Below are 18,743 nucleotides of genomic sequence, written 5' to 3'. Positions count from 1 at the left end.
GAAAGAAGGATCACCCGGACAAGGCGGGTAATGACGGAGGCAGCAGAGTAAGCAGCGACGCCCTTCGAACTGAACCGCGCGCAAGACAACGCGGCCCAGTAAGCCGGTTGTCACTATCCGGAGAGGACGCGCGCTTGGGCCGGGCAGGCGCTGTCCGCTGCGTTGTCGCCGCCACTTGCCCCGCCATCTCTCTGCCTTCCTGCCATTGCGGAAGGATGGAGGTGGGGCAGAGCTTTTCGCCAGTCTGGCGTTCGTGGCAGGCGCAGCACCCTCATCCTGACCCTCCCCGCAAGGGGAAGGAAATTGGATCGGGGCTCCCGCGACCTGTCGGAACAGGCACCTCCGCCCGCGCCCTCCCCCGATTTTGCCATCAAGCCGCCCTGATTTGTCCTTATCGCGCTGGGGGCCTGGATGGCTGCGCGGGCGGTTTTGCCCGTTGCGCCGGGTTTATGGTTAAAATCGTAACCATTTTTTCAGGCCGGCACTCTATCGCGCCTCCTATGGAAACGGTCTAGGATGACCTTATGGCAGATGCACAGATGTTTGGGATGAAGGCGATCGGCGCGGCGGCCATGCTGGCGCTTGTGGTTTCGGGCTGCTCGATGGGGTCGCTCAAGCCTGCCCCCGGCCCGGCGACGGCGGCCATTGCGGCGCTGGCGCCCACGCAGGCGGGCCATGTGCCCAAGGCCGATGCCGTGCCAATGGCGCCGCAGGCGCTGGGCTATGCGGCCAGCGGAAGCCTCGATGGGCTGATCGCGCATTATTCCCAGCAATATAGCGTGCCCGAAGCCTTGGTGCGCCGCGTGATCGTGCGCGAAAGCAATTACAATCCGGCGGCGCGCAATGGACCCTATTACGGGCTGATGCAGATTTCCCACGCCACCGCCAGCGGCATGGGCTATCGCGGCTCGCCTGGCGGGCTGCTCGATGCCGAGACCAATCTGCGCTATGCGGTGCGTTACCTGGCCGGCGCCTATGTCACGGCGCGCGGCAATCATGACCAGGCCGTGCGGTTCTATGCCGGTGGCTATTATTACGATGCCAAGCGGGCGGGGCTGTTGGCGCAATCCGGGCTGCGCTGAGACTTAGGCTCGCCGCTTACACTTGAGCCTTGGGGCTCTCATTCACCCCACCCTCAATCCCTCCCCATCGAGGGGAGGGAGGCGCAGGCTCAGTCCTCACGGTTCCATCGTCCCCTCCCCCTTGTGGGGCGGTGGGGGCCTACGGGCGCAGAAACCAGCGTGTTTTTCCCGTCATTCCCGTTGCGCCAATAGCCGCGCGATCTGCGTCGCCAGATCGGTCTGCTGATAGGGCTTGGCAAGCCGGGGCAGATCGGTGCTGGTGCCGCTGGGCAGGTCGGCATAACCGGTGGCGAGCAGGATCGGCAGGTCGGGGCGCAATTCCCGCGCCTTGCCGGCCAGCTCCACCCCGGTCATGCCGGGCATGGCATAATCGGTGATCAGCATATCCACCTGTTGGCCGCTGCCCAGGATTTCGAGCGCCTGCTTGCCCGAATAGGCTTCGAGCGCGGTATGGCCGAGATCTTCCACCATATCGACGGTGTTCATGTTGATCAGCGCATCGTCGTCGACGACCAGAATGGTCGAGGCCGGGGCATCGGTGCGTTCGGGCGGCATTTCGCTGACCTCCGTGACGGGTGAGGTGGAAACCGGCAGCCAGAGTTCGGCAGTGGTGCCTTCGCCGGGTGCCGAGATCAATTTGAGGGCGCCATCCAGCTGCACGGCCAGGCCATGCACCATGGAGAGGCCCAGCCCAGTCCCCTTACCCAATTCCTTGGTCGAAAAAAACGGCTCGATGGCGCTTTTGAGCGTTTCGGCATCCATGCCCGAACCAGTATCGGCCACGCCCAGGCGCAGGAAGGGGCCGCTCAGGCCCAGCCGGCTATCGCTGCCATCCATCTGGTTGAGCGAAATGGTCAATTCGCCACCGTCGGGCATGGCGTCGCGCGCATTGACCGCCAGGTTCAAGATCGCCAGTTCGAGCTGATTGGGATCGACCCGGGCCGGCGGCAGGTCGGGCGCCAAGTCATAGCGGATGGTGACGATGGTGCCCAGCGAGCGCTCCATCAGGCCGCGCATGCCCTCGAGCAATTGGGCCAGGTCGGTCGGCTCGGGCGTCAGTTCCTGCCGACGGGCGAAAGCCAACAGCCGCGCCGTCAGCGAGGCACCGCGCTGGGCGCCCTGCAAAGCGCCGTCGATGAAGCGGCGAATCTGCGGATCGTCAGGCAGGCGCTTGCGCAGCAACTCCAGATTGCCCTGCACGGCGGCCAACAGATTGTTGAAATCATGCGCCACCCCGCCGGTCAGCTGGCCGATGGTTTCCATCTTCTGGGCATGGCGCAATTGCTCTTCGGCGCGGTGGCGGTCGGTAATGTCGCGGAAAAACGCTGCCCCGCCCACGATCTGCCCATCGCCGCCGCGCAGCGGGGCATGCTGGCTTTCCAGCATCACCTGGCCGGCGGCAAGGGTGGTCAACTCGATCTCCTCGATCGGGCCGGAGACGCCGGCAAGCGCGTCGCGCAGTCGCGGCTCGATAATGTCGCCCTGTTCGCGGCTGAACACATCGGTCAGCGGCCGGCCCAGCACGGCGGGCGAAGGGAGCCCGAAAATGCGTTCCATCACCGGGTTCCAGATGGTGACGCGGAAATCGCTGTCATAGGCGACAATGCCGGCCGGCACGCTGGTGAGCAGCAGGCCCGACAACGCCCGCTCGCCGCGCAGGGCCTGTTGCGTGCGCTCGCGCTCGGTGGCCAGAGCCAGCATCAGCTTTTCGCGCTCAGCCTCGGCATTGCGGCGGGCGGTAATGTCGGAGACGACGCCCACCAGGGTCTCGGGCCGCCCATAGCGGTCGGGCAGCACGCGGGCGCGGGAATCCAGCCAATGCTCTTGGCCATTGGGCCAGATCACCCGATATTCGATGACCAGATCGGCCCCCGTGCTGATCGAATCGTGCAGCGCCCGCTGCACCCGCTGGGCATCGGGCGGGGCAATGGCGGCAATCAGGTCGGCATAGAGCAGCCTCTCATCGGCGGCCCTGCCATAGCAGGCCTTGAACTGTTCGGAGCCGTGCAGCACCTGCTCGGTAATGTCGAGCTCCCACGAGCCCATGCGGCCGGCCAGCAGCGCCGTCTGCAGGCTCTGTTCGCCCTCGCGCAGGTCATCCAGATAACGGCGCGCTTCATATTGCCGGCGGCGGCCGCGCAGCGCATTGCCCACCACATTGCTCAGCGCCTGGGGGTGGAAGGGCCGTTCGAGAAAAATCACATTGCCCAGCCGCGTCTCGAGCCCGTTATCGAGGCCGGCGGGAATGCCCTCGTCGCGGCGGGTCAGCACGATAAAGGGAAAATCGGACCAGGAAGGTTGGTTGGCGACCCATTCGAACAGCGGCCGCAGATTGTCGCCATGCAGGGTTTCATCGGCCAGCAGGGCCACCCCGGCGCCCTTGTGCAATTGCTCCACCAGCGGGTCGACATGGGTGAAGGTTTCCGCCGTCCAGCCGGCATTTTCCAGCAATTGGCTGGTCTGGGCGCCGTCACCATCCGCCAGGATCAATGCCCGTTCCGAACTGATCACGCCGACAGGCCCTCCGCGGCGCGGAGCATAGCCGTGGCGCAGCCGCCTCGGGCGGAGCGGCAAAGCCCCGTCGGGTTCTGCAGATGGCGCGGAATGCGTCGAACCATGTCGCCCAAAAGGCTTGCCCATACCAAAACAGCGGACCACCACAGCGATGATGGCGTAAAGCCAGCCAACGCCACAAGCCGGTTTTGGTTGCAGGGTTAAATGACCGGCAAGGCTTTTGGGCGGGAACAAACTCCCTTAAAGTCCCGCTCGCTTTACGGATCGGGAATCGCTTCATGCATCTGCTGCTCGTCGACGGCTCGGGTTACATCTTCCGCGCCTTCCACGCCTTGCCCCAGCTCAACCGCAAGTCGGATGGGCTGCCGGTCGGCTGCGTCCAGGGCTTTTGCAATATGCTCTACAAGCTCACCGAGGATCTCAAGGGCGAGGACGAGCCCACCCATATGGCGGTGATCTTCGATTATTCGAGCAAGACCTTCCGCGACGATATCTACCCGCAATACAAGGCGCAGCGCCCGCCCGCGCCCGAAGAGCTGGTGCCGCAATTCCCCCTGACCCGCGCCGCCACCCGCGCCTTCGGCATTCCGTCCATCGAAATGGAAGGCTGGGAGGCCGATGACATCATCGCCACCTATGCCTGCAATGCGCGCAAGGCCGGCGGCAAGGTCACCATCGTGTCCTCGGACAAGGATCTGATGCAGCTGGTGGAGCCCGATGGCTCGATCCGCATGCTCGATACCATACCCCGCCCCGGCCAGCCGCCGCTGCGCTGGATTGGCGTGGAGGAAGTGTTCAACAAGTTCGGCGTCGGCCCCGACAAGGTGATCGACGTGCAGGCGCTATGCGGCGACAGCGTCGACAACGTGCCAGGCGTGCCGGGCATTGGCGTCAAGACGGCGGCCGAATTAATCAACCAATATGGGGACCTCGAAAACCTGCTCGCCCATGTCGACGAGATCAAGCAGAATGCCCGCCGCGAAAAGCTGCGCGAACATGCCGAGCTGGCCCGCATTTCCAAGCGCCTCGTGACCCTGGCGCAGGATGTGCCGGTGGAGCTGGACCTGGGCGCCCTGGCGCGCCAGCCGATCGCTCCATCAGAGCTGTTTCCCTTCCTCAAGGCGATGGAATTTGCCACCATCACCAAGCGCCTGGCCGGCCTGCTCGATGCCAATCCCGACGATTTTGCTGCCGATCCGGAGATCGCCGCCAAGCCGGTGGCTGCTGTCGGCTTCGACAATACCGCCCGTGCCGAGGCCCGTGCGGCCCGCCAGGAGGCCACCGGCCGGGCCGGCAATGCCACCGTGCTGCACGCCGCCGACATGCATGCCCGGGTCAAGGCCATCCCGTTCAATCCGGATGCCTATGAAATCATCCGCGACGCCACCGCCCTGCAGCGCTGGCTCGACCTGATCCAAAACAATGGCCATGCGGCCACCGACACAGAATCCACCGGGCTCGACAACCAGACCGCGGACCTGGTCGGCATCTCGTTTTCCGTCGCCCCCGGCACCGGCGCCTATCTGCCGCTCGGCCATATCGAGGGCAATGACGACATGTTCGGCGGCGGGCGCGTCGAGGGGCAGATGGATATGCGCGAGGCGCTGGACATGGTGCGCCCCATGTTTGCCGACCGCTCGATCCTCAAGATCTTCCACAATGCCAAATACGATCTGGGTCTGCTCGCCCGCTATGACATTGCGGTCAATTCCATCGATGACACGCTGCTGCTGAGCTATTCGCTCGATGGCCCGCAATTCAACACCATGGCCGAGCTGTCCGACCATTGGCTGGGCTTTGCCGGCGTGCCCATCAAGGACCTCTTGGGCAGCGGCAAGACGCAGAAGACCTTTGCCCAGGTGCCGCTGGCCGATGCCGCCCGCTATGCCGCCGAGGACAGTGACATCACCATCCGCCTCTGGCAGGTGCTCAAACCCCGCCTGGCCGCCGAAAACATGACGGCGCTCTATGAAACCATCGAGCGCCCGCTGGCCCCGGTGCTGGCACGCATGGAGGGGCGCGGGGTTTCCATCGACCGCCAGATTCTTTCCCGTCTCTCGGGCGAATTCGCCCAGCGCGCCGCAGCCTTCGAAGCGGAAGCCTATGAGCTGGCGGGGCAGAGCTTTAACCTCGGCTCCCCCAAGCAGCTCGGCGAAATCCTCTTCGACAAGATGGGGCTGGACGGCGGCACCAAGACCAAGACCGGCGCCTGGGCCACCGGCGCCGGCGTGCTTGAGGAACTGGCGCTCAAGGGCGTGCCGCTCGCCCGCACCATTGTCGATTGGCGCCAGCTGACCAAGCTGATGGGCACCTATACCGATGCCCTGCCCCAATACATCAACCAGCGCACCGGCCGGGTCCACACCACCTATTCCCAGCATTCGGTGCTGACCGGGCGGCTGAGCTCCAACGATCCGAACCTGCAGAATATCCCGGTGCGCACCGAGGATGGCCGCAAGATCCGCAGCGCCTTCGTCGCCGCCCCCGGCAAGATCCTGGTCTCAGCCGATTATTCGCAGATCGAATTGCGCGTGCTGGCCCATATCGCCGATATCCAGGCCCTCAAGGACGCGTTCGAGGAAGGGCTGGACATTCACGCCATGACGGCGAGCGAAATGTTCGGCGTGCCGGTCCAGGGCATGCCATCGGACGTGCGCCGCCGCGCCAAGGCGATCAATTTCGGCATTATCTACGGCATTTCCGCCTTTGGCCTCGCCAATCAACTGAGCATTCCGCGCGGCGAGGCGGGCGATTACATCAAGACCTATTTCGAGCGCTTCCCCGGCATTCGCGACTATATGGAAGAGCAGAAGCGGCGGGTGAAAGCCGACGGCCATGTCAGCACGATCTTCGGCCGCAAGATCAATTTCCCCAATGCCAATTCGCACAATCCGAGCGAACGCAGCTTTGTCGAACGCGCCTCGATCAACGCCCCCATCCAGGGCTCTGCCGCCGACATCATCCGCCGCGCCATGATCCGCATGGAACCGGCCTTGAAGAAGGCCGGCATCGAAGCCGACATGCTGCTGCAGGTCCATGACGAACTGATCTTCGAAGTCCCCCTCGGCACCGAGGACACCGCCATGCCGGTGATCAAGACGGTCATGGAAGGGGCAGCGGAACCCGCCGTACGGCTAAGCGTGCCGATCCAGGTGGACGCGCACGCGGCGCATAATTGGGACGAGGCGCATTGAGTTCTGAGGACGAAGAAATCCTCACCGGCGGCGGCCGCACCGCCGTCAGCCGCAAGGGCGAAGTGGTCTATCGCCAGACCGGGCCTTGGGCGCAAACGGTCCACGCCCTGCTGCGTCACCTCGAAGAGGTCGGTTTCGCCGCGGCGCCCCGCTTGGTCGGCAGCGGCTTTGACGCCGAGGGCCGCGAAACCCTCAGCTTCCTCCCTGGCGCATCGCTCCATCCCGGCCCTTGGCCGGAAGCAGCCATGTTCAACCTGGGCAAGCTCCTAGCCGATCTGCACCGCGCCACCGCGAGCTTCCAACCGTCGCCCAACGCCATCTGGCGCGACTGGTTCGGCCGCACACTGGGCGATAATCCCCGCATTATCGGCCATTGCGACCTGGGCGATTGGAACATTATCGCCCAAAACGGCCAACCCACTGGCCTGATCGATTGGGAGCAGGCCGGCCCCGTCGATCCCCTGGTCGAACTCGCCCAACTCTGCTGGCTCAACGTCCACTTGTTCGACGACGACCTGCAGGCCCGCCTCAGCCTGCCCCCGCTGACCACCCGCGCCCGCAATTTGCGGCTCGTCACCGACGGCTACGGCCTAGCCGCCAAAGACCGCGCCTGCCTGGTATCGACGATGATCGAACTGGCCACCCACGATGCCGCCAATGAAGCGGTGGAGGCGAAGCTCACCCCCGAGAGCACAGGACCGGTCGAAGCCCTGTGGGCCATGGCCTGGCGCGGAAAGAGCGCAGCATGGATGCTGCGGAACAGGGCGGTGTTGGAGGGAGCGCTAGTTTGAGGGGCTTCCGGCCACGGAACTACCCACCAGCGCCCCCCACCCCCGATGTCACCCCGGCGCAGGCCGGGGCCCATCTTGAGATCGCGTAGCACGCCGCCAGATCGCCTAGTGGGCACCACTCGGGTCATCCGCACACCTTGCGGCTGGCGTAGCATCTCAGGATGGGCCCCGGCCTGCGCCGGGGTGACACCGAGTGTGGGGCAACGCGGTGGTAGAAATGACATCGACGGCCCCCTCACTCCCGCCCACCAATCTCCCACCACAGATCCGCCCAATCCGGATTGCGCTCCTCGATCAGCCGCTCCTTCCAGTCCCGCTTCCAATCCTTGATACGCTTTTCGCGCAGGATAGCCTGGTCGATATCCCCATGCGCCTCGAACCAGACCAGCCGCTTGCACGCATGTTCCTGGGTGAAACCCTGCACCAGACCTTCGCGATGTTCATAAGCACGCCGGACGAGGTCATTGGTGACGCCTGTATAGACCGTGCCGTGCTTGCGGCTCGCCATGATGTAGACGAAGTAGGTTTTGCCCATGAGTGAGAACAACATTGCATTTCGATCTTGTCACCTTGTGCCCAGAAAAACTCGATGTCACCCCGGCGCAGGCCGGGGCCCATCGTGAGATCGTGCAACGCGCCGCCAGATCGCCCGGTGAGCACCTTCCGGGTCACCCACACACCTTGCGGCTGGGGCAGCATCTCAGGATGGGCCCCGGCCTGCGCCGGGGTGACACCGAGCGTGGGATGACATCGTGGTTTGGTTCGGCATAATGCCCCCATGACCCCACCCATCTTCATTATCACCGGCGCCATGGCGGCCGGGAAATCCACCATCGCCGAAGCGCTTGCCAAACGCCTGCCCAAGTCCGTGCATCTGCGCGGCGATATCTTTCGCAAGATGATCGTCAATGGCGCGGCCGAGATGGGACCGGTGCTGGGTGCCGAGGCGCGGCGGCAGCTGGATTTGCGGCAGCGTCTCGCGACCGATGCGGCGCGGGCTTATCACGCGGCAGGGTTTGCTGTGGTCTATCAGGATATCCTGATCGGGCAGGATCTGGTGGCGGCGGTGGAGCAGTTGGCTGATCTGGCGCCGCAAGTGGTGGTGCTGGCGCCATCGGTCGAGACGTTGGCGCAACGGGATCGGACGCGGGCCAAGACCGGCTATGGCGAGAATTTTCCGCCCGATATTCTGGCCGAGGCACTGGCGCGCGAGACGCCGCGCCTCGGTCTATGGATCGATAGTTCGGCTATGAGCGTCGAGGCCGTGGTCGACGCCATTCTCGGCCACACTTAGCCGCTATTTATTGGTGCGGCCGCGATGGCGCGGATTGATGCTGCCATCGCCTTCGGTGCCGTTCATCACATCGCCCTCGACGGTGGAGCCGCCCTCCTCGTCCTCGAAGGTCGTTTCCTCCTGATCGATGCCGGACGTGGTCTGCCGATGCCCGGATTGCGCTTGAGGTCGAGATCGTTGGGTTTTGAGGTCTTGGGATGATGGTTCATGGCTCTTGCTCCATGCTTGGCCCTCATTGAGCCAACCGGCGAGGGCGCGAGAAGTTCCCCCCAAGCCGATCACATCGGGAAACCCTTGGCGCCGCGCCCGCGTTGGTCCCGATAGAAAAGGAGGACCATCATGGTTCAGCAAAGCACGACCCAGCCGCGCGGCACTGAGAAAACCACCGGCGCCCGCACCCGCGAACAGCAGAAGGCCATTATCGAGGGCCGGGAGAAGACCAAGGGCGCCCCGGTCGATCCACACGAAAAATCCATGGCCGAAGCGCGCAGCGAACAGGAACAGCCCGCCGGGGAATACGAAATCTCCCATGGCGACCGCTCAATCCGCCGCGGCGCCAACCAGGAAAGCGAACATATGAAACGCCGCAACGATAATTAGCGGCGGGTGGCACTCAGCCGCCCTGCGACGCGCTTGTATTGGTGCTCGCCGAAGCGCACAATGTATCATTGGACCGCCGCCTGGCGTGCGCCAGGGACGATCGCATGGCACATTGTCGGGCCGGGTAAACCGGCCGGGAGGACGGTATGCGCATCGGGTTCGCTTTTTTGCTTGCCGCGGTCATTTCGGCCGCGTTGGTGGTCAGCGTGTCGGCTGCCCCCAAAGTGCCCATTCCCCGGCCCGGGGCGGGCATGACCATCCAGGTCAATCCGGCTGTGGCGGCGCCGCCGACCACGGGTATTCCCCTTAACGAGAACGAATGCGAGGGGCTGGGCGGCAACGTCGTCCCCGACAAGGACATCTGCTCCAGCGGCGCCTATTGCATGACAGAGGACAAGGCCGGCAATCGCCGCCGCGTCTGCCTGAGCGTCTTCGTGCCCTAGGGAGGCAGACATGAAAGCCATTGCCATTGCCCTGTTCGCCTTGGTCATGCTGGTGCCCGCCACGGCCGCGCCATTGACCAGGCCCTTGCCGCAATCCAAGACCATGCCCTTGGCCACCGATATCGCTCCGGTGCCGCTGACCGAGAGCGAGTGCACCAATCTGGGGGGCAATGTTCGTTCGGCCACGGCCAAGGAATGCACCTCGGGCAAGGTCTGCCGCCGCGCCGATGCCGAGGGCGTGGTGCGCTCAGTCTGCATCAATGCGGTGAACTGAACAGGTTCAGCGCCGCGTCACGCTCACCAGCCGCCCCATGGCGCCCGGCGGAATGGCCAGCGTGATCACCACGCTGGCCGCCGCAACGATTTCGGGCGAGCGCTCGGCCCATTCGACCAGCACGATGGCGTTGGGATTATCGAGCAGGCCCAGTTCATCCACCTCACGCGGATCGCCCAGCCGGTAGAGATCGGCATGCAGCACGGGACCGCTTGGCGTGTCATAGGGCTGCACCAGCGCAAAGGTGGGCGAGGGTACGTCGAGCACGGGATCATTGGCGAGGGTGCGGATGATGGCGCGGGCCAAAGCCGTTTTCCCCGCGCCCAGATCGCCCTCAAGAATGACCAGATCACCCGGCGCGAGCGTCGCGGCCAATTCGGCGCCAAGGGCGGCGGTGGCGTCGTCGTCGGGGAGCAGCCGCTCCATTATTCTGCCACGCCTGCCATGGCGCTGTCGCGGGGCAGGTTGACGATGATGCGGCTGCCGCGGGGTTCGCGGCGCTCGGCCGAGATCACCCCGCCATGCAGGTTGACGAAGGTCTTGACGATGGCAAGGCCCAGGCCCGCGCCGCGCTGGCGGCCGCCGGCGGGGGCGTCCAGCCGGGTGAGGATGGCCGATTTCATCTCATCGGTCAGGCCCGGGCCTTCATCTTCGATAATGAACAGCATGCGTTCGGCGCGATGGCTGACGGTGAGCCGGATTTCCCCGCCTGGCGGGGAGAAGCGGGCGGCGTTGGACAGCAGATTGTACAGTACCTGCACGATGCGCGTGCCATCGGCGATGAAGGGGGGCAGGCGATCCTCGATATCGACCACCAGGTTAATCGGCTTTTCGCCCGACACTTCCGGGAAGGTCGCCGACAGCCCGGCCCGCGCCTTGTCGACCAGGCCATGCACATCGAGCAGTTCTGGCCGCAATTCGGCAATGCCGGCATCGACCGAGGCGAGGTCGAGGATATTGTCGATCAACACGCCCAGCGTTACCGAGGAGGCGCGGATATAATCGATATAGGAGCGCTGCCGCTCGTTGAGCGAGCCGCCTTCGCTGCCGGCCAACAGGTCGGCAAAGCCAATGATATTGGTCAAGGGACTGCGCAATTCATAGGAGACGTTTTCAACGAACGCATCCTTGAGCACGTCGGCGGCCACCAGCGCGTCGTTGCGCTCCTTGAGCACCTTGGAATAGGAGGCGCTTTCGGTGACATCGAGGAAGGTCATCATGGTCTGCCCATCGGGCAGGCGGGTAATGGCATAATCGAGCAGCCGCCCGTCGGAGCGGTTGAGCCGCCCGGTCTGGTCGGAGCGCGTGGGATTGAGATCGATGATGCCGCGCTTGAGGTCCCGCCAGATGCTGGCGCCATCCTCGGGAATGGCGCGGCCCGAGGCTTCGGCGATCTGGTCGATATGGGGGTTCTGCCCCAATTCGTTCATCGGCAGCTTCCACAGCGCCGATAGCCGCGGATTGGAGAGCGTCAGCCGCCCATTGGTGCCGAACACGGCGACGGCTTCGCTCAGCGCATTGATGGTTTCGCGCTGCACATTGGTAAAGGCCTTGTTGGTGCTTTCGAGCTTGAGCCGTTCGGTCAGGTCTTCAAACACATAGATCACCCCGCCATTGGCGCCGGCGGGGGCCGAAATCACCTTGATGGTGCGGCCATCGGGCAGGTGCCAGGGCTCGTTCTCATAGGCAGCGGTGCGGCTATAGGATTGCAGATGCTTGCTGCGCCAGGTCTGGTAATCCACCTGACTGGGCAGCATGCCCTCGGTGCGCAGCTTGTCCAGAATTGCGCGCTCATCGAGCCCGAGCACGAGGAAGCCGCCATTGAGATGCCAGAGATCGGCATAGGCCTGGTTGAACTGCACCAGCTCGCGCCGGCCATTGAAGATGGCGATCGGGGTGGCCAGCGCATTGATGATGCCCCCGATCTGGGCGACATCCGGATCGGCCGGCACGACAGCGGCCTCGAGCGGCCGCAGATAGCCGGCGCGGCCGCCATTGATGGCAAATTCGACCAGCTCGAACCGGCCCTGGCCGGGCCAGTCGACGCTCACGCGGGCGGGCTTGTCGGCGCCGGCACAAGCGGCGAGGTGGGTTTTCAGCGCACCATTTTCGAGCAATTCGGCGGGGGCGGCTTCGCTGCCGGATTTGTTCAGCGCCTTGGCGAGCGCGTGATAGGCCGGATTGGCAAAGATCAGCTTGTCATTGGGCCCGCGCAGGAAAGCGGGCTGGCTCAGCAGCGACAGGATGGCGCGCACGCTATCGGTGTCGCTCATCATGGCATTGGCCGCGGCGGCCTGTTCGGCGCTGGGCTGCAGGAATGCCGGGCGCAGGCGCAGCGCCACGCCGCCGCCCAGCACCCAGCCATTGGCGCGGATCAGCCGGCCGTCAATGGCGGTGAGGCTGGCGGAAAACGCCTGGCCATGCACGCGCAGCGCCTCCAGCGACTGGCCGAGTTGTTCGGCATCGTAATTGGCCAGCCAGGAATGGAAATTGAGAATGCTTTCGGGCTGCCGCCCGGTGGGCACCACGGCCGAGGTCTGCCCGAGGAATTTGGGCGTGCCGCTGGCATTGTCGGTCCACAATATGGTGACTTCGCGCGTGCCCGAGAGCAGGGCTTCATATTCGTCGACCAGCGCGCGGAGGCCGGCGACCTGTTCGGCGGCCTTGCGGCGGGCCTTCTTGCCATCGGCCTGCATGGTGCGCAGCACGGCCATGGCCAGCAGGGCAAAGGCGCCCGCGCCCACGGCGATGGCCAGCGGCGCCGCGCCGGCAAGAGTGGCCGTCGTCGGGCTCTGGGCCAAGGCGGGTACGGCTGTTGCCAGTGTCATAGGGGCTGCGGCCAATCCGCGGAATCCCCAATGCTTCCGGAAACGATCCGGCGCCATGCGCTGCCCTCGTGTTTGTTGACGTTCTGCCAAGTCCGCCCAAAAGCGGTACGCTTGCACTAGAGGGGCGACGCAAGCGGAACCATCGGTTCCCGCCACCCCGAACCGGCAGCGTGTCCCCGCGCCCCCGAATCACCCTGACCATACCGGCACGGTGAATCGGCTAAAAGAGTCTTAATGGACCTGCCCTGCCGACAAATGGCGGATATCGCCCCTTGACGGGGAACGAAGCAGAAACAAAAACGCCCGCAGCCAAGGCCGCGGGCGAAATGCCGAAAGGGCAAAAAACTCAGTAGCGGTATTCACCGGACTTGAACGGGCCGTTCTGCGGCACGCCGATATAATCGGCCTGAGTCTTGCTCAGCTTGGTCAGCTTGGCGCCCAGCTTGGCCAGGTGCAGTTCGGCGACCTTTTCGTCGAGATGCTTGGGCAGCACATGCACCTTCTTTTCCAGCTTTTCGCCATTGGTCCAGAGTTCGATCTGGGCCAGCGTCTGGTTGGCAAAGGAGGCGGACATGACAAAGCTGGGGTGACCGGTGGCATTGCCCAGATTGACCAGGCGCCCTTCGGACAGCAGGATCAGGCGCTTGCCATTGGGCTGCTCGATCAGGTCGACCTGCGGCTTCACATTGGTCCACTTGAAATTGCGCAGGCCGAGCACGTCGATCTCGTTATCGAAATGGCCGATATTGCAGACAATGGCCATGTCCTTGAGATTGCGCATGTCGTCGATCATCAGCACGTCGCGATTGCCGGTGGCGGTGACCACGATATCAGCGCGATGCGCTGCGTCTTCCAGCGTCACGACCTCAAAGCCTTCCATGGCCGCCTGCAGCGCGCAGATCGGATCGACTTCGGTCACCAGCACGCGGGCGCCGGCGCCGCGCAGGGATTCGGCCGAGCCCTTGCCCACATCGCCATAGCCGCAGACGATGGCGACCTTGCCGGCCAGCATCACGTCGGTACCGCGACGGATGGCGTCGACGAGGGATTCACGCGTGCCATACTTGTTGTCGAACTTGGACTTGGTGACCGAGTCATTGACGTTGATAGCGGGGAAGGGCAGTTCGCCCTTGGCATGCAGCTGATAGAGCCGCATCACGCCGGTCGTGGTTTCTTCCGACACGCCACGGATATTGGCGCGGATGGTGGAGAAGAAATTGGGCGAGGTCGCCAAGCGCTGCTTGATCGTGGCGAAGAAGATTTCCTCTTCCTCATTGCCCGGCTTGTCGAGGAAGGAGGCGTCCTTCTCGGCCTTGGCGCCGTTGAGGATATACATGGTGGCGTCGCCACCGTCGTCGAGGATCATATTGGGGGTGAGGCCATTGCCCCAATCCATCATGCGGTCGGTAAAGGCCCAGTATTCTTCCAGGCTCTCCCCCTTATGGGCGAACACCGGAATGCCGGCGGCGGCGATGGCGGCAGCGGCATGGTCCTGGGTCGAGAAGATATTGCAGCTGACCCAACGCACCTGGGCGCCCAAAGCCACCAGCGTCTCGATCAGCACGGCGGTCTGGATGGTCATGTGCAGCGAGCCGGCAATGCGCGCGCCCTTGAGCGGCTGGGCGGCAGCATATTCCTCGCGGATGGCCATCAGGCCGGGCATTTCGATTTCGGCGATCTGGATTTCCTTGCGGCCGAATTCGGCGAGGGAAATGTCCTTGACCGCATAGTCGGTCGATTTGGTGGTCATAGCGGGCTCCGCTTGGGCACAAGACTTCTGGCCTTTTGCTATAGCCAAGGCTGTGGCCGGGATCAACCGGATATAAAGATAAGTTTATATCACCTGCGGGTTGGCCCCCTGTTCAAATCCATCCACACCCACGGCGTCATTCCGGCGCAGGCCGAAATCCAGGTCCGTGGCGTCCCACAAACATCCAGCGCCGGGATGGCCTTCAGCATGGATTCCGGCCTGCGCCGGAATGACATTGTGGTTGAGCCACGCTCACTGCGCCCAAGGCACCCGCTCTGGTCCGCCTGCGGCCCGGATGACCTGATCGATGAAGTCCGACTTGCCCCGGGAATAGGCCCCACGATCCTCGCGGAAACGCGTTGCCAGATCCTCCTTGTGGGCCAGATAGGCGGCACTGACTTTGGCGTCATTGCGCAGGCAATCGCGGAACATGACGTGCCGGTGGACTTCATCGGCATTGTCATGGATGTGGAGGTGATGGGTGCGCTGTCCGGCCGGGTCCAGCTTGCGCAAAAACTTCCGGTGGGCGCTCGACACGTCCGGCCGGAACTCAAAACCGGCGCGTTCGAGCGCGGCAAGCGCCAGGGCTACTTCCCCCATATCCGCGACCAAGACGATGATATCGAGGATCGGCTTGGCGGGCAGGCCGGGCACGGCCGAGGAGCCGATATGGTCGAGCAGCAGCGGCGGCGGATCGAAACAGGCGGCAATGATCGGGGCGATAGTGTCAAACGCGCGCGGCCAGTCATCCGAATAAGGGACGAGCTCGACCGTCTCGCTCACCCCGCCGCCCCATCGCTATCCTCGTCGAACCCATTATTCACCAGCTCGACAATGGCCTCCAGCGCCTCGCGCGCCTGCTTGCCGCTGGCCTGGACCAAGATCGTACTTCCCGGCCCGGCGCCCAGCATCATCAGGCCCATGATGGAATTACCGGCAACCGAGGTGCCGTCCTTGATGACGGCGATAGTGGCGTCAAAGCATTCGGCGGTGCGCACGAAGCGGGCCGAGGCGCGGGCGTGCAGGCCCTTGCGGTTGACGATAGTCAATTGCTGGGCGACGGCCCGGCCGGTGCTGGCAGCATCCATATGGGTCTACCCCGCACTCAGGATCGAATTGGCGACGGTGATATATTTGCGGCCCGCTTCCTGCGCCAGGTTGACCGCTTCCTTGATGCTCATGTCGGAGCGGACGCGGCCGAGCTTCACCAGCATGGGCAGGTTGACCCCGGCAATCACTTCGACATCACGGTTCTGCATCACGGAGATGGCCAGATTGGACGGCGTGCCGCCGAACATGTCGGTCAGGATGATGACGCCCGAGCCATTATCGGCCTTGTCGACGGCGGCCAGAATGTCGTTGCGGCGATTTTCCATATTGTCGTCGGGACCAATAGCGATGGTTTCGCAATAATCCTGCGGGCCGACGACGTGTTCCAGTGCCGACTTGAACTCATTGGCGAGCGCACCATGCGTCACCAGAACCAGACCGATCATGCAACGTCCCCAGCCTGCCGAGATGCGCCTGCGTCGTGGCGCCGACGGCATTCCAGTATTGTCTGCCCCCTGCCCGCGCAAGGCCTTGTTTGGATAGCGCGCTGAGCCGAACCCGGCCCAAAGGCGCGAGTGAAGGGCAGTCTTGCCCCGGAGCGACAGGGATTCAAGTGGTTTTTTGTCACGACCGGCCCGCCGGCGGGTCCAGCGCGGCCAGAGCCTCACTTACCAACAGCATTTGATGCTCGAGCCCGATCAATCCGGCCTGCGGCACCGGCGCGCGGGGCACAGAGTGGCCCAAAAGCTCGGCCGTAAAGGCATGGGATTCGGGCATGCGCACCAGTTCAGGCACCAGATCGATGAGCAGATGCAGCGGCACCGGACTGCGATGGGGCCGGCTGAGGATGCCGCGCCCGCGCAGCTCGATCAGCCCGGCAATCGGGGCCGGAGCGCCCATTGTCAGCCCCTCGGGACCGGCACTGAGATCGACCCGATCATCGGAGACCAGCACCGCGTCCAGCCCCCGTGCCGCCCAGCGGTCGAGCAGGGACAGAGCCAGCAGTGATTTGCCGGAACCGGAGGGTCCGCGCAGCAGCAATCCCGCGCCCCCCAGCACGATCGCCGTGCCATGAATATTGAGGTTTTGGCGCATGGCGGGGTCTATTTGCGGGCCCGTGGCAACACAATCGTGAACACGGCGCCCGAGCGATCCTGCCGGTTGGCCGCGCGGATCGTCCCCTTATGGGCGTCCACGATCTGCTTGGAGATGGACAGGCCCAGTCCCGAATGGTCGCCAAAGCTCTCGGTGTCGGGCCGGTCGGTATAGAAGCGCTGGAAGATCTTGCCGAAATCCCCGGTAATGCCGCGCCCCTCATCCATCACCGTTATGGTGACATCGTCGGCGTCGGTGGCCAGCGTCACGGTCACCACGCCCCCTTCGGGCGAGAAGGACACGGCATTGTCAATCAGATTGGCAAAGACCTGCGCCAGCCGGCTTTCATGGCCATTGACGATGGCATTGCCCTTGCCGCTGCGCTTGCCCAGCACCACCGTGACATTGCGGCCCAGCGCCATGTCCTTCTGGATGCCGACCATGACGTCGGCCAGTTTTTCCACATCGATCCGATCCGAGCTTTCGCGCGCCAGTTCGGCATCGAGCCGGCTGGCGCTGGAAATATCGGTGATCAGCCGGTCGAGCCGTTTGACGTCATGCTGGATGATGGCGTTGAGCCGGTCGCGATCCTCGGCCCGCTTGGCCAGCGGCAGGGTTTCCACCGCCGATCGCAGCGAGGTCAGCGGATTTTTCAGTTCATGCGCCACGTCCGCAGCAAAGCGCTCAATGGCCTCGATGCGGTTATAGAGCGCGTCGGTCATGCGCCGCAGCGCGCCCGACAGATGCCCGATTTCGTCGGGACGATCGGAGAAATCGGGAATTTCAGCGCGGGCATTGCCGGCGGTCTGCACCCGCTCGGCGGCTTCGGACAGGCGTCGCATCGGCCCGGCAATGGTGCCGGCCAGCAGCAGCGACAGCGCGATCTGCACCGCCGCCGCGATCATGGCGATGCGCAGAATGCCCCAGCGTTCCTGCGACACGATGGAATCGATATCGCCCGGCGCGGTCGAGAGCAGGATAGCGCCCACCACGGCGCGCACGCGCTGCACCGGCACGGCGACCGACACGACCAATTGGTTCTGCCCATCGACGCGCACGAAATCGGCCGGGGCACCCGCCAGCGCCGAAGCGACTTCGGGATAGCGCATGCCTTCGTCGACGCCATATTCCTGGTATTTCGGGAAATTGTCGCCCGGCACCCAGGCCAGCACCGCATTCCACCAATGCCAGAGGAAGAAATCATCGTCCTTCTTGGTCTCGATGATCTGCCGCATCACCTCGCCACGGGCATAGATATTGTCGCTATCGAGGATCATCAGCCCGCCCTGATCATAGATGCGGGCGCGGGTGCGGGTGGGGGTGATGAGGTTACGCAGCAGTGGCGCGACCCGCTCGGGGCTGATCGGGAATTCCAGCGATGGATCGAAATAGGACAGCGAGGACACCGTGCCATCGCCCTGCAATTCCAGCAACCGGTCCGGATTGACCGAAATGACGTCGCTGTCGACCGTGGCCGAGGCGGCGACGGCGGCGGCGATGATTTCGCCCTGCACGCGCAGCGATTGCACACGCGCATCAATCAGGCCGGCCCGCCATTGGTTGAGGTAGAGGATGCCCACCACCAGCACCAATAGGCCCGCCAGATTGAGCACGATGATGCGGCGGGTGAGGCTGGAAAAAATCGTGAAATCGAGAAAGCGGCTGATGCCGCTGGCCAGCCGATAGAACGGGGCCAGCACCAGCCGCCAGCGATGGGTGCGGCGCGGCGCGGCCGGCTGGTCCTGCTCGGGCTCGGGCAAAGGGGTGGCCTTGCCGGGCGCCTTGGCGTCCGGCTTCTCATCCATATCGGGGTCGATGATGGCCACTT

Annotated in this window: 17 protein-coding genes and 1 pseudogene; 7 read left to right on the top strand and 11 right to left on the bottom strand. The window is 64.2% G+C overall.

Features of this window, described 5'->3' with window-relative positions; all coding sequences use genetic code 11:
* Nucleotides 1-617 precede the first annotated feature (617 nt).
* A pseudogene (locus ACI3KW_RS08260) lies at nt 618-1,082 on the top strand (transglycosylase SLT domain-containing protein); the annotation flags it as partial.
* A gap of 171 nt (nt 1,083-1,253) precedes the next feature.
* Here ACI3KW_RS08260 and ACI3KW_RS08255 read toward each other — a convergent pair.
* Nucleotides 1,254-3,593, bottom strand: a complete 2,340-nt coding sequence (locus tag ACI3KW_RS08255) for a PAS domain-containing protein (RefSeq protein WP_404847670.1) — start codon at nt 3,591-3,593, stop codon at nt 1,254-1,256.
* A 281-nt stretch (nt 3,594-3,874) separates the two neighbouring features.
* On the opposite strand from ACI3KW_RS08255, the gene polA reads away from it, so the two are divergent.
* Together polA and ACI3KW_RS08245 are read left to right on the top strand one after the other, a co-directional pair.
* A complete protein-coding gene (gene polA, locus ACI3KW_RS08250; RefSeq protein ID WP_404847669.1) occupies nt 3,875-6,790 on the top strand; it encodes a DNA polymerase I in 2,916 nt (971 codons plus the stop codon).
* Entirely contained in the window at nt 6,787-7,581 is a 795-nt protein-coding gene (locus tag ACI3KW_RS08245) for an aminoglycoside phosphotransferase family protein (protein WP_404847668.1), read from the top strand. Before polA ends, ACI3KW_RS08245 begins: the two co-directional genes overlap by 4 nt.
* A 235-nt stretch (nt 7,582-7,816) precedes the next feature.
* Here the strand turns inward: ACI3KW_RS08245 and ACI3KW_RS08240 are convergent, their stop codons facing one another.
* On the bottom strand, nt 7,817-8,131 hold the full coding sequence (locus ACI3KW_RS08240; RefSeq protein ID WP_404847667.1) for a GIY-YIG nuclease family protein: 315 nt from the start codon (nt 8,129-8,131) through the stop codon (nt 7,817-7,819).
* Nucleotides 8,132-8,359: 228 nt separating this feature from the next.
* Between ACI3KW_RS08240 and ACI3KW_RS08235 the strand changes: the two genes are divergently transcribed.
* Entirely contained in the window at nt 8,360-8,875 is a 516-nt protein-coding gene (locus ACI3KW_RS08235; protein WP_404847666.1) for an AAA family ATPase, read from the top strand.
* A 3-nt stretch (nt 8,876-8,878) separates the two neighbouring features.
* Here the strand turns inward: ACI3KW_RS08235 and ACI3KW_RS08230 are convergent, their stop codons facing one another.
* Nucleotides 8,879-9,157, bottom strand: a complete 279-nt coding sequence (locus ACI3KW_RS08230; RefSeq protein ID WP_404847665.1) for a hypothetical protein — start codon at nt 9,155-9,157, stop codon at nt 8,879-8,881.
* Between the two features lie 57 nt (nt 9,158-9,214).
* On the opposite strand from ACI3KW_RS08230, the gene ACI3KW_RS08225 reads away from it, so the two are divergent.
* The 3 genes from ACI3KW_RS08225 to ACI3KW_RS08215 all read left to right on the top strand — a co-directional run bounded on the left by ACI3KW_RS08225 (nt 9,215) and on the right by ACI3KW_RS08215 (nt 10,192).
* On the top strand, nt 9,215-9,475 hold the full coding sequence (locus ACI3KW_RS08225; protein WP_404847664.1) for a hypothetical protein: 261 nt from the start codon (nt 9,215-9,217) through the stop codon (nt 9,473-9,475).
* Between the two features lie 146 nt (nt 9,476-9,621).
* Nucleotides 9,622-9,918: a hypothetical protein gene (locus ACI3KW_RS08220; protein WP_404847663.1), complete on the top strand. Its 297-nt coding sequence runs from the start codon at nt 9,622-9,624 to the stop codon at nt 9,916-9,918.
* 10 nt (nt 9,919-9,928) lie between these two features.
* Nucleotides 9,929-10,192 (top strand): hypothetical protein, encoded by a 264-nt coding sequence (locus tag ACI3KW_RS08215; protein WP_404847662.1) that lies wholly within the window; start codon nt 9,929-9,931, stop codon nt 10,190-10,192.
* 6 nt (nt 10,193-10,198) lie between these two features.
* Here ACI3KW_RS08215 and tsaE read toward each other — a convergent pair whose 3' ends face one another.
* The 8 genes from tsaE to ACI3KW_RS08175 form a co-directional block, all read right to left on the bottom strand.
* The gene (gene tsaE, locus ACI3KW_RS08210; RefSeq protein WP_404847661.1) at nt 10,199-10,618 is read right to left on the bottom strand and encodes a tRNA (adenosine(37)-N6)-threonylcarbamoyltransferase complex ATPase subunit type 1 TsaE; all 420 of its coding nucleotides are present in this window, start codon (nt 10,616-10,618) and stop codon (nt 10,199-10,201) included.
* The gene (locus ACI3KW_RS08205) at nt 10,618-13,020 is read right to left on the bottom strand and encodes an ATP-binding protein (RefSeq protein ID WP_404847660.1); all 2,403 of its coding nucleotides are present in this window, start codon (nt 13,018-13,020) and stop codon (nt 10,618-10,620) included. The genes tsaE and ACI3KW_RS08205 overlap by 1 nt, the downstream gene beginning before the upstream one ends.
* A 346-nt stretch (nt 13,021-13,366) precedes the next feature.
* A complete protein-coding gene (gene ahcY / locus ACI3KW_RS08200) occupies nt 13,367-14,770 on the bottom strand; it encodes an adenosylhomocysteinase (RefSeq protein ID WP_113124118.1) in 1,404 nt (467 codons plus the stop codon).
* A 252-nt stretch (nt 14,771-15,022) separates the two neighbouring features.
* Nucleotides 15,023-15,553, bottom strand: a complete 531-nt coding sequence (locus ACI3KW_RS08195; RefSeq protein ID WP_404847659.1) for a GrpB family protein — start codon at nt 15,551-15,553, stop codon at nt 15,023-15,025.
* On the bottom strand, nt 15,550-15,858 hold the full coding sequence (locus tag ACI3KW_RS08190; RefSeq protein ID WP_113121099.1) for an HPr family phosphocarrier protein: 309 nt from the start codon (nt 15,856-15,858) through the stop codon (nt 15,550-15,552). Before ACI3KW_RS08190 ends, ACI3KW_RS08195 begins: the two co-directional genes overlap by 4 nt.
* Before the next feature lie 6 nt (nt 15,859-15,864).
* Nucleotides 15,865-16,266: a PTS sugar transporter subunit IIA gene (locus tag ACI3KW_RS08185; RefSeq protein WP_113121098.1), complete on the bottom strand. Its 402-nt coding sequence runs from the start codon at nt 16,264-16,266 to the stop codon at nt 15,865-15,867.
* 178 nt (nt 16,267-16,444) lie between these two features.
* Complete coding sequence (locus ACI3KW_RS08180) at nt 16,445-16,915, bottom strand: HPr kinase/phosphorylase (protein WP_404847658.1); 471 nt, start codon at nt 16,913-16,915, stop codon at nt 16,445-16,447.
* Nucleotides 16,916-16,923: 8 nt separating this feature from the next.
* On the bottom strand, nt 16,924-18,741 hold the full coding sequence (locus ACI3KW_RS08175) for a stimulus-sensing domain-containing protein (RefSeq protein ID WP_404847657.1): 1,818 nt from the start codon (nt 18,739-18,741) through the stop codon (nt 16,924-16,926).
* Nucleotides 18,742-18,743: the final 2 nt, after the last annotated feature.

The sequence above is a fragment of the Devosia sp. ZW T5_3 genome, from assembly GCF_044987315.1.
Lineage (GTDB): Bacteria > Pseudomonadota > Alphaproteobacteria > Rhizobiales > Devosiaceae > Devosia.
This window is presented reverse-complemented; position numbering and strand designations above follow the sequence as displayed.

Excerpts from the sequence above, each read along its gene's own strand:
- polA (WP_404847669.1), top strand. The coding sequence starts at position 3,875 with ATGCATCTGCTGCTCGTCGACGGCTCGGGTTACATCTTCCGCGCCTTC.
- ACI3KW_RS08240 (WP_404847667.1), bottom strand. The coding sequence starts at position 8,131 with ATGTTGTTCTCACTCATGGGCAAAACCTACTTCGTCTACATCATGGCG.
- ACI3KW_RS08235 (WP_404847666.1), top strand. The coding sequence starts at position 8,360 with ATGACCCCACCCATCTTCATTATCACCGGCGCCATGGCGGCCGGGAAA.
- ACI3KW_RS08225 (WP_404847664.1), top strand. The coding sequence starts at position 9,215 with ATGGTTCAGCAAAGCACGACCCAGCCGCGCGGCACTGAGAAAACCACC.
- ACI3KW_RS08220 (WP_404847663.1), top strand. The coding sequence starts at position 9,622 with ATGCGCATCGGGTTCGCTTTTTTGCTTGCCGCGGTCATTTCGGCCGCG.
- ACI3KW_RS08215 (WP_404847662.1), top strand. The coding sequence starts at position 9,929 with ATGAAAGCCATTGCCATTGCCCTGTTCGCCTTGGTCATGCTGGTGCCC.
- tsaE (WP_404847661.1), bottom strand. The coding sequence starts at position 10,618 with ATGGAGCGGCTGCTCCCCGACGACGACGCCACCGCCGCCCTTGGCGCC.
- ACI3KW_RS08205 (WP_404847660.1), bottom strand. The coding sequence starts at position 13,020 with ATGACACTGGCAACAGCCGTACCCGCCTTGGCCCAGAGCCCGACGACG.
- ahcY (WP_113124118.1), bottom strand. The coding sequence starts at position 14,770 with ATGACCACCAAATCGACCGACTATGCGGTCAAGGACATTTCCCTCGCC.
- ACI3KW_RS08190 (WP_113121099.1), bottom strand. The coding sequence starts at position 15,858 with ATGGATGCTGCCAGCACCGGCCGGGCCGTCGCCCAGCAATTGACTATC.
- ACI3KW_RS08185 (WP_113121098.1), bottom strand. The coding sequence starts at position 16,266 with ATGATCGGTCTGGTTCTGGTGACGCATGGTGCGCTCGCCAATGAGTTC.
- ACI3KW_RS08180 (WP_404847658.1), bottom strand. The coding sequence starts at position 16,915 with ATGCGCCAAAACCTCAATATTCATGGCACGGCGATCGTGCTGGGGGGC.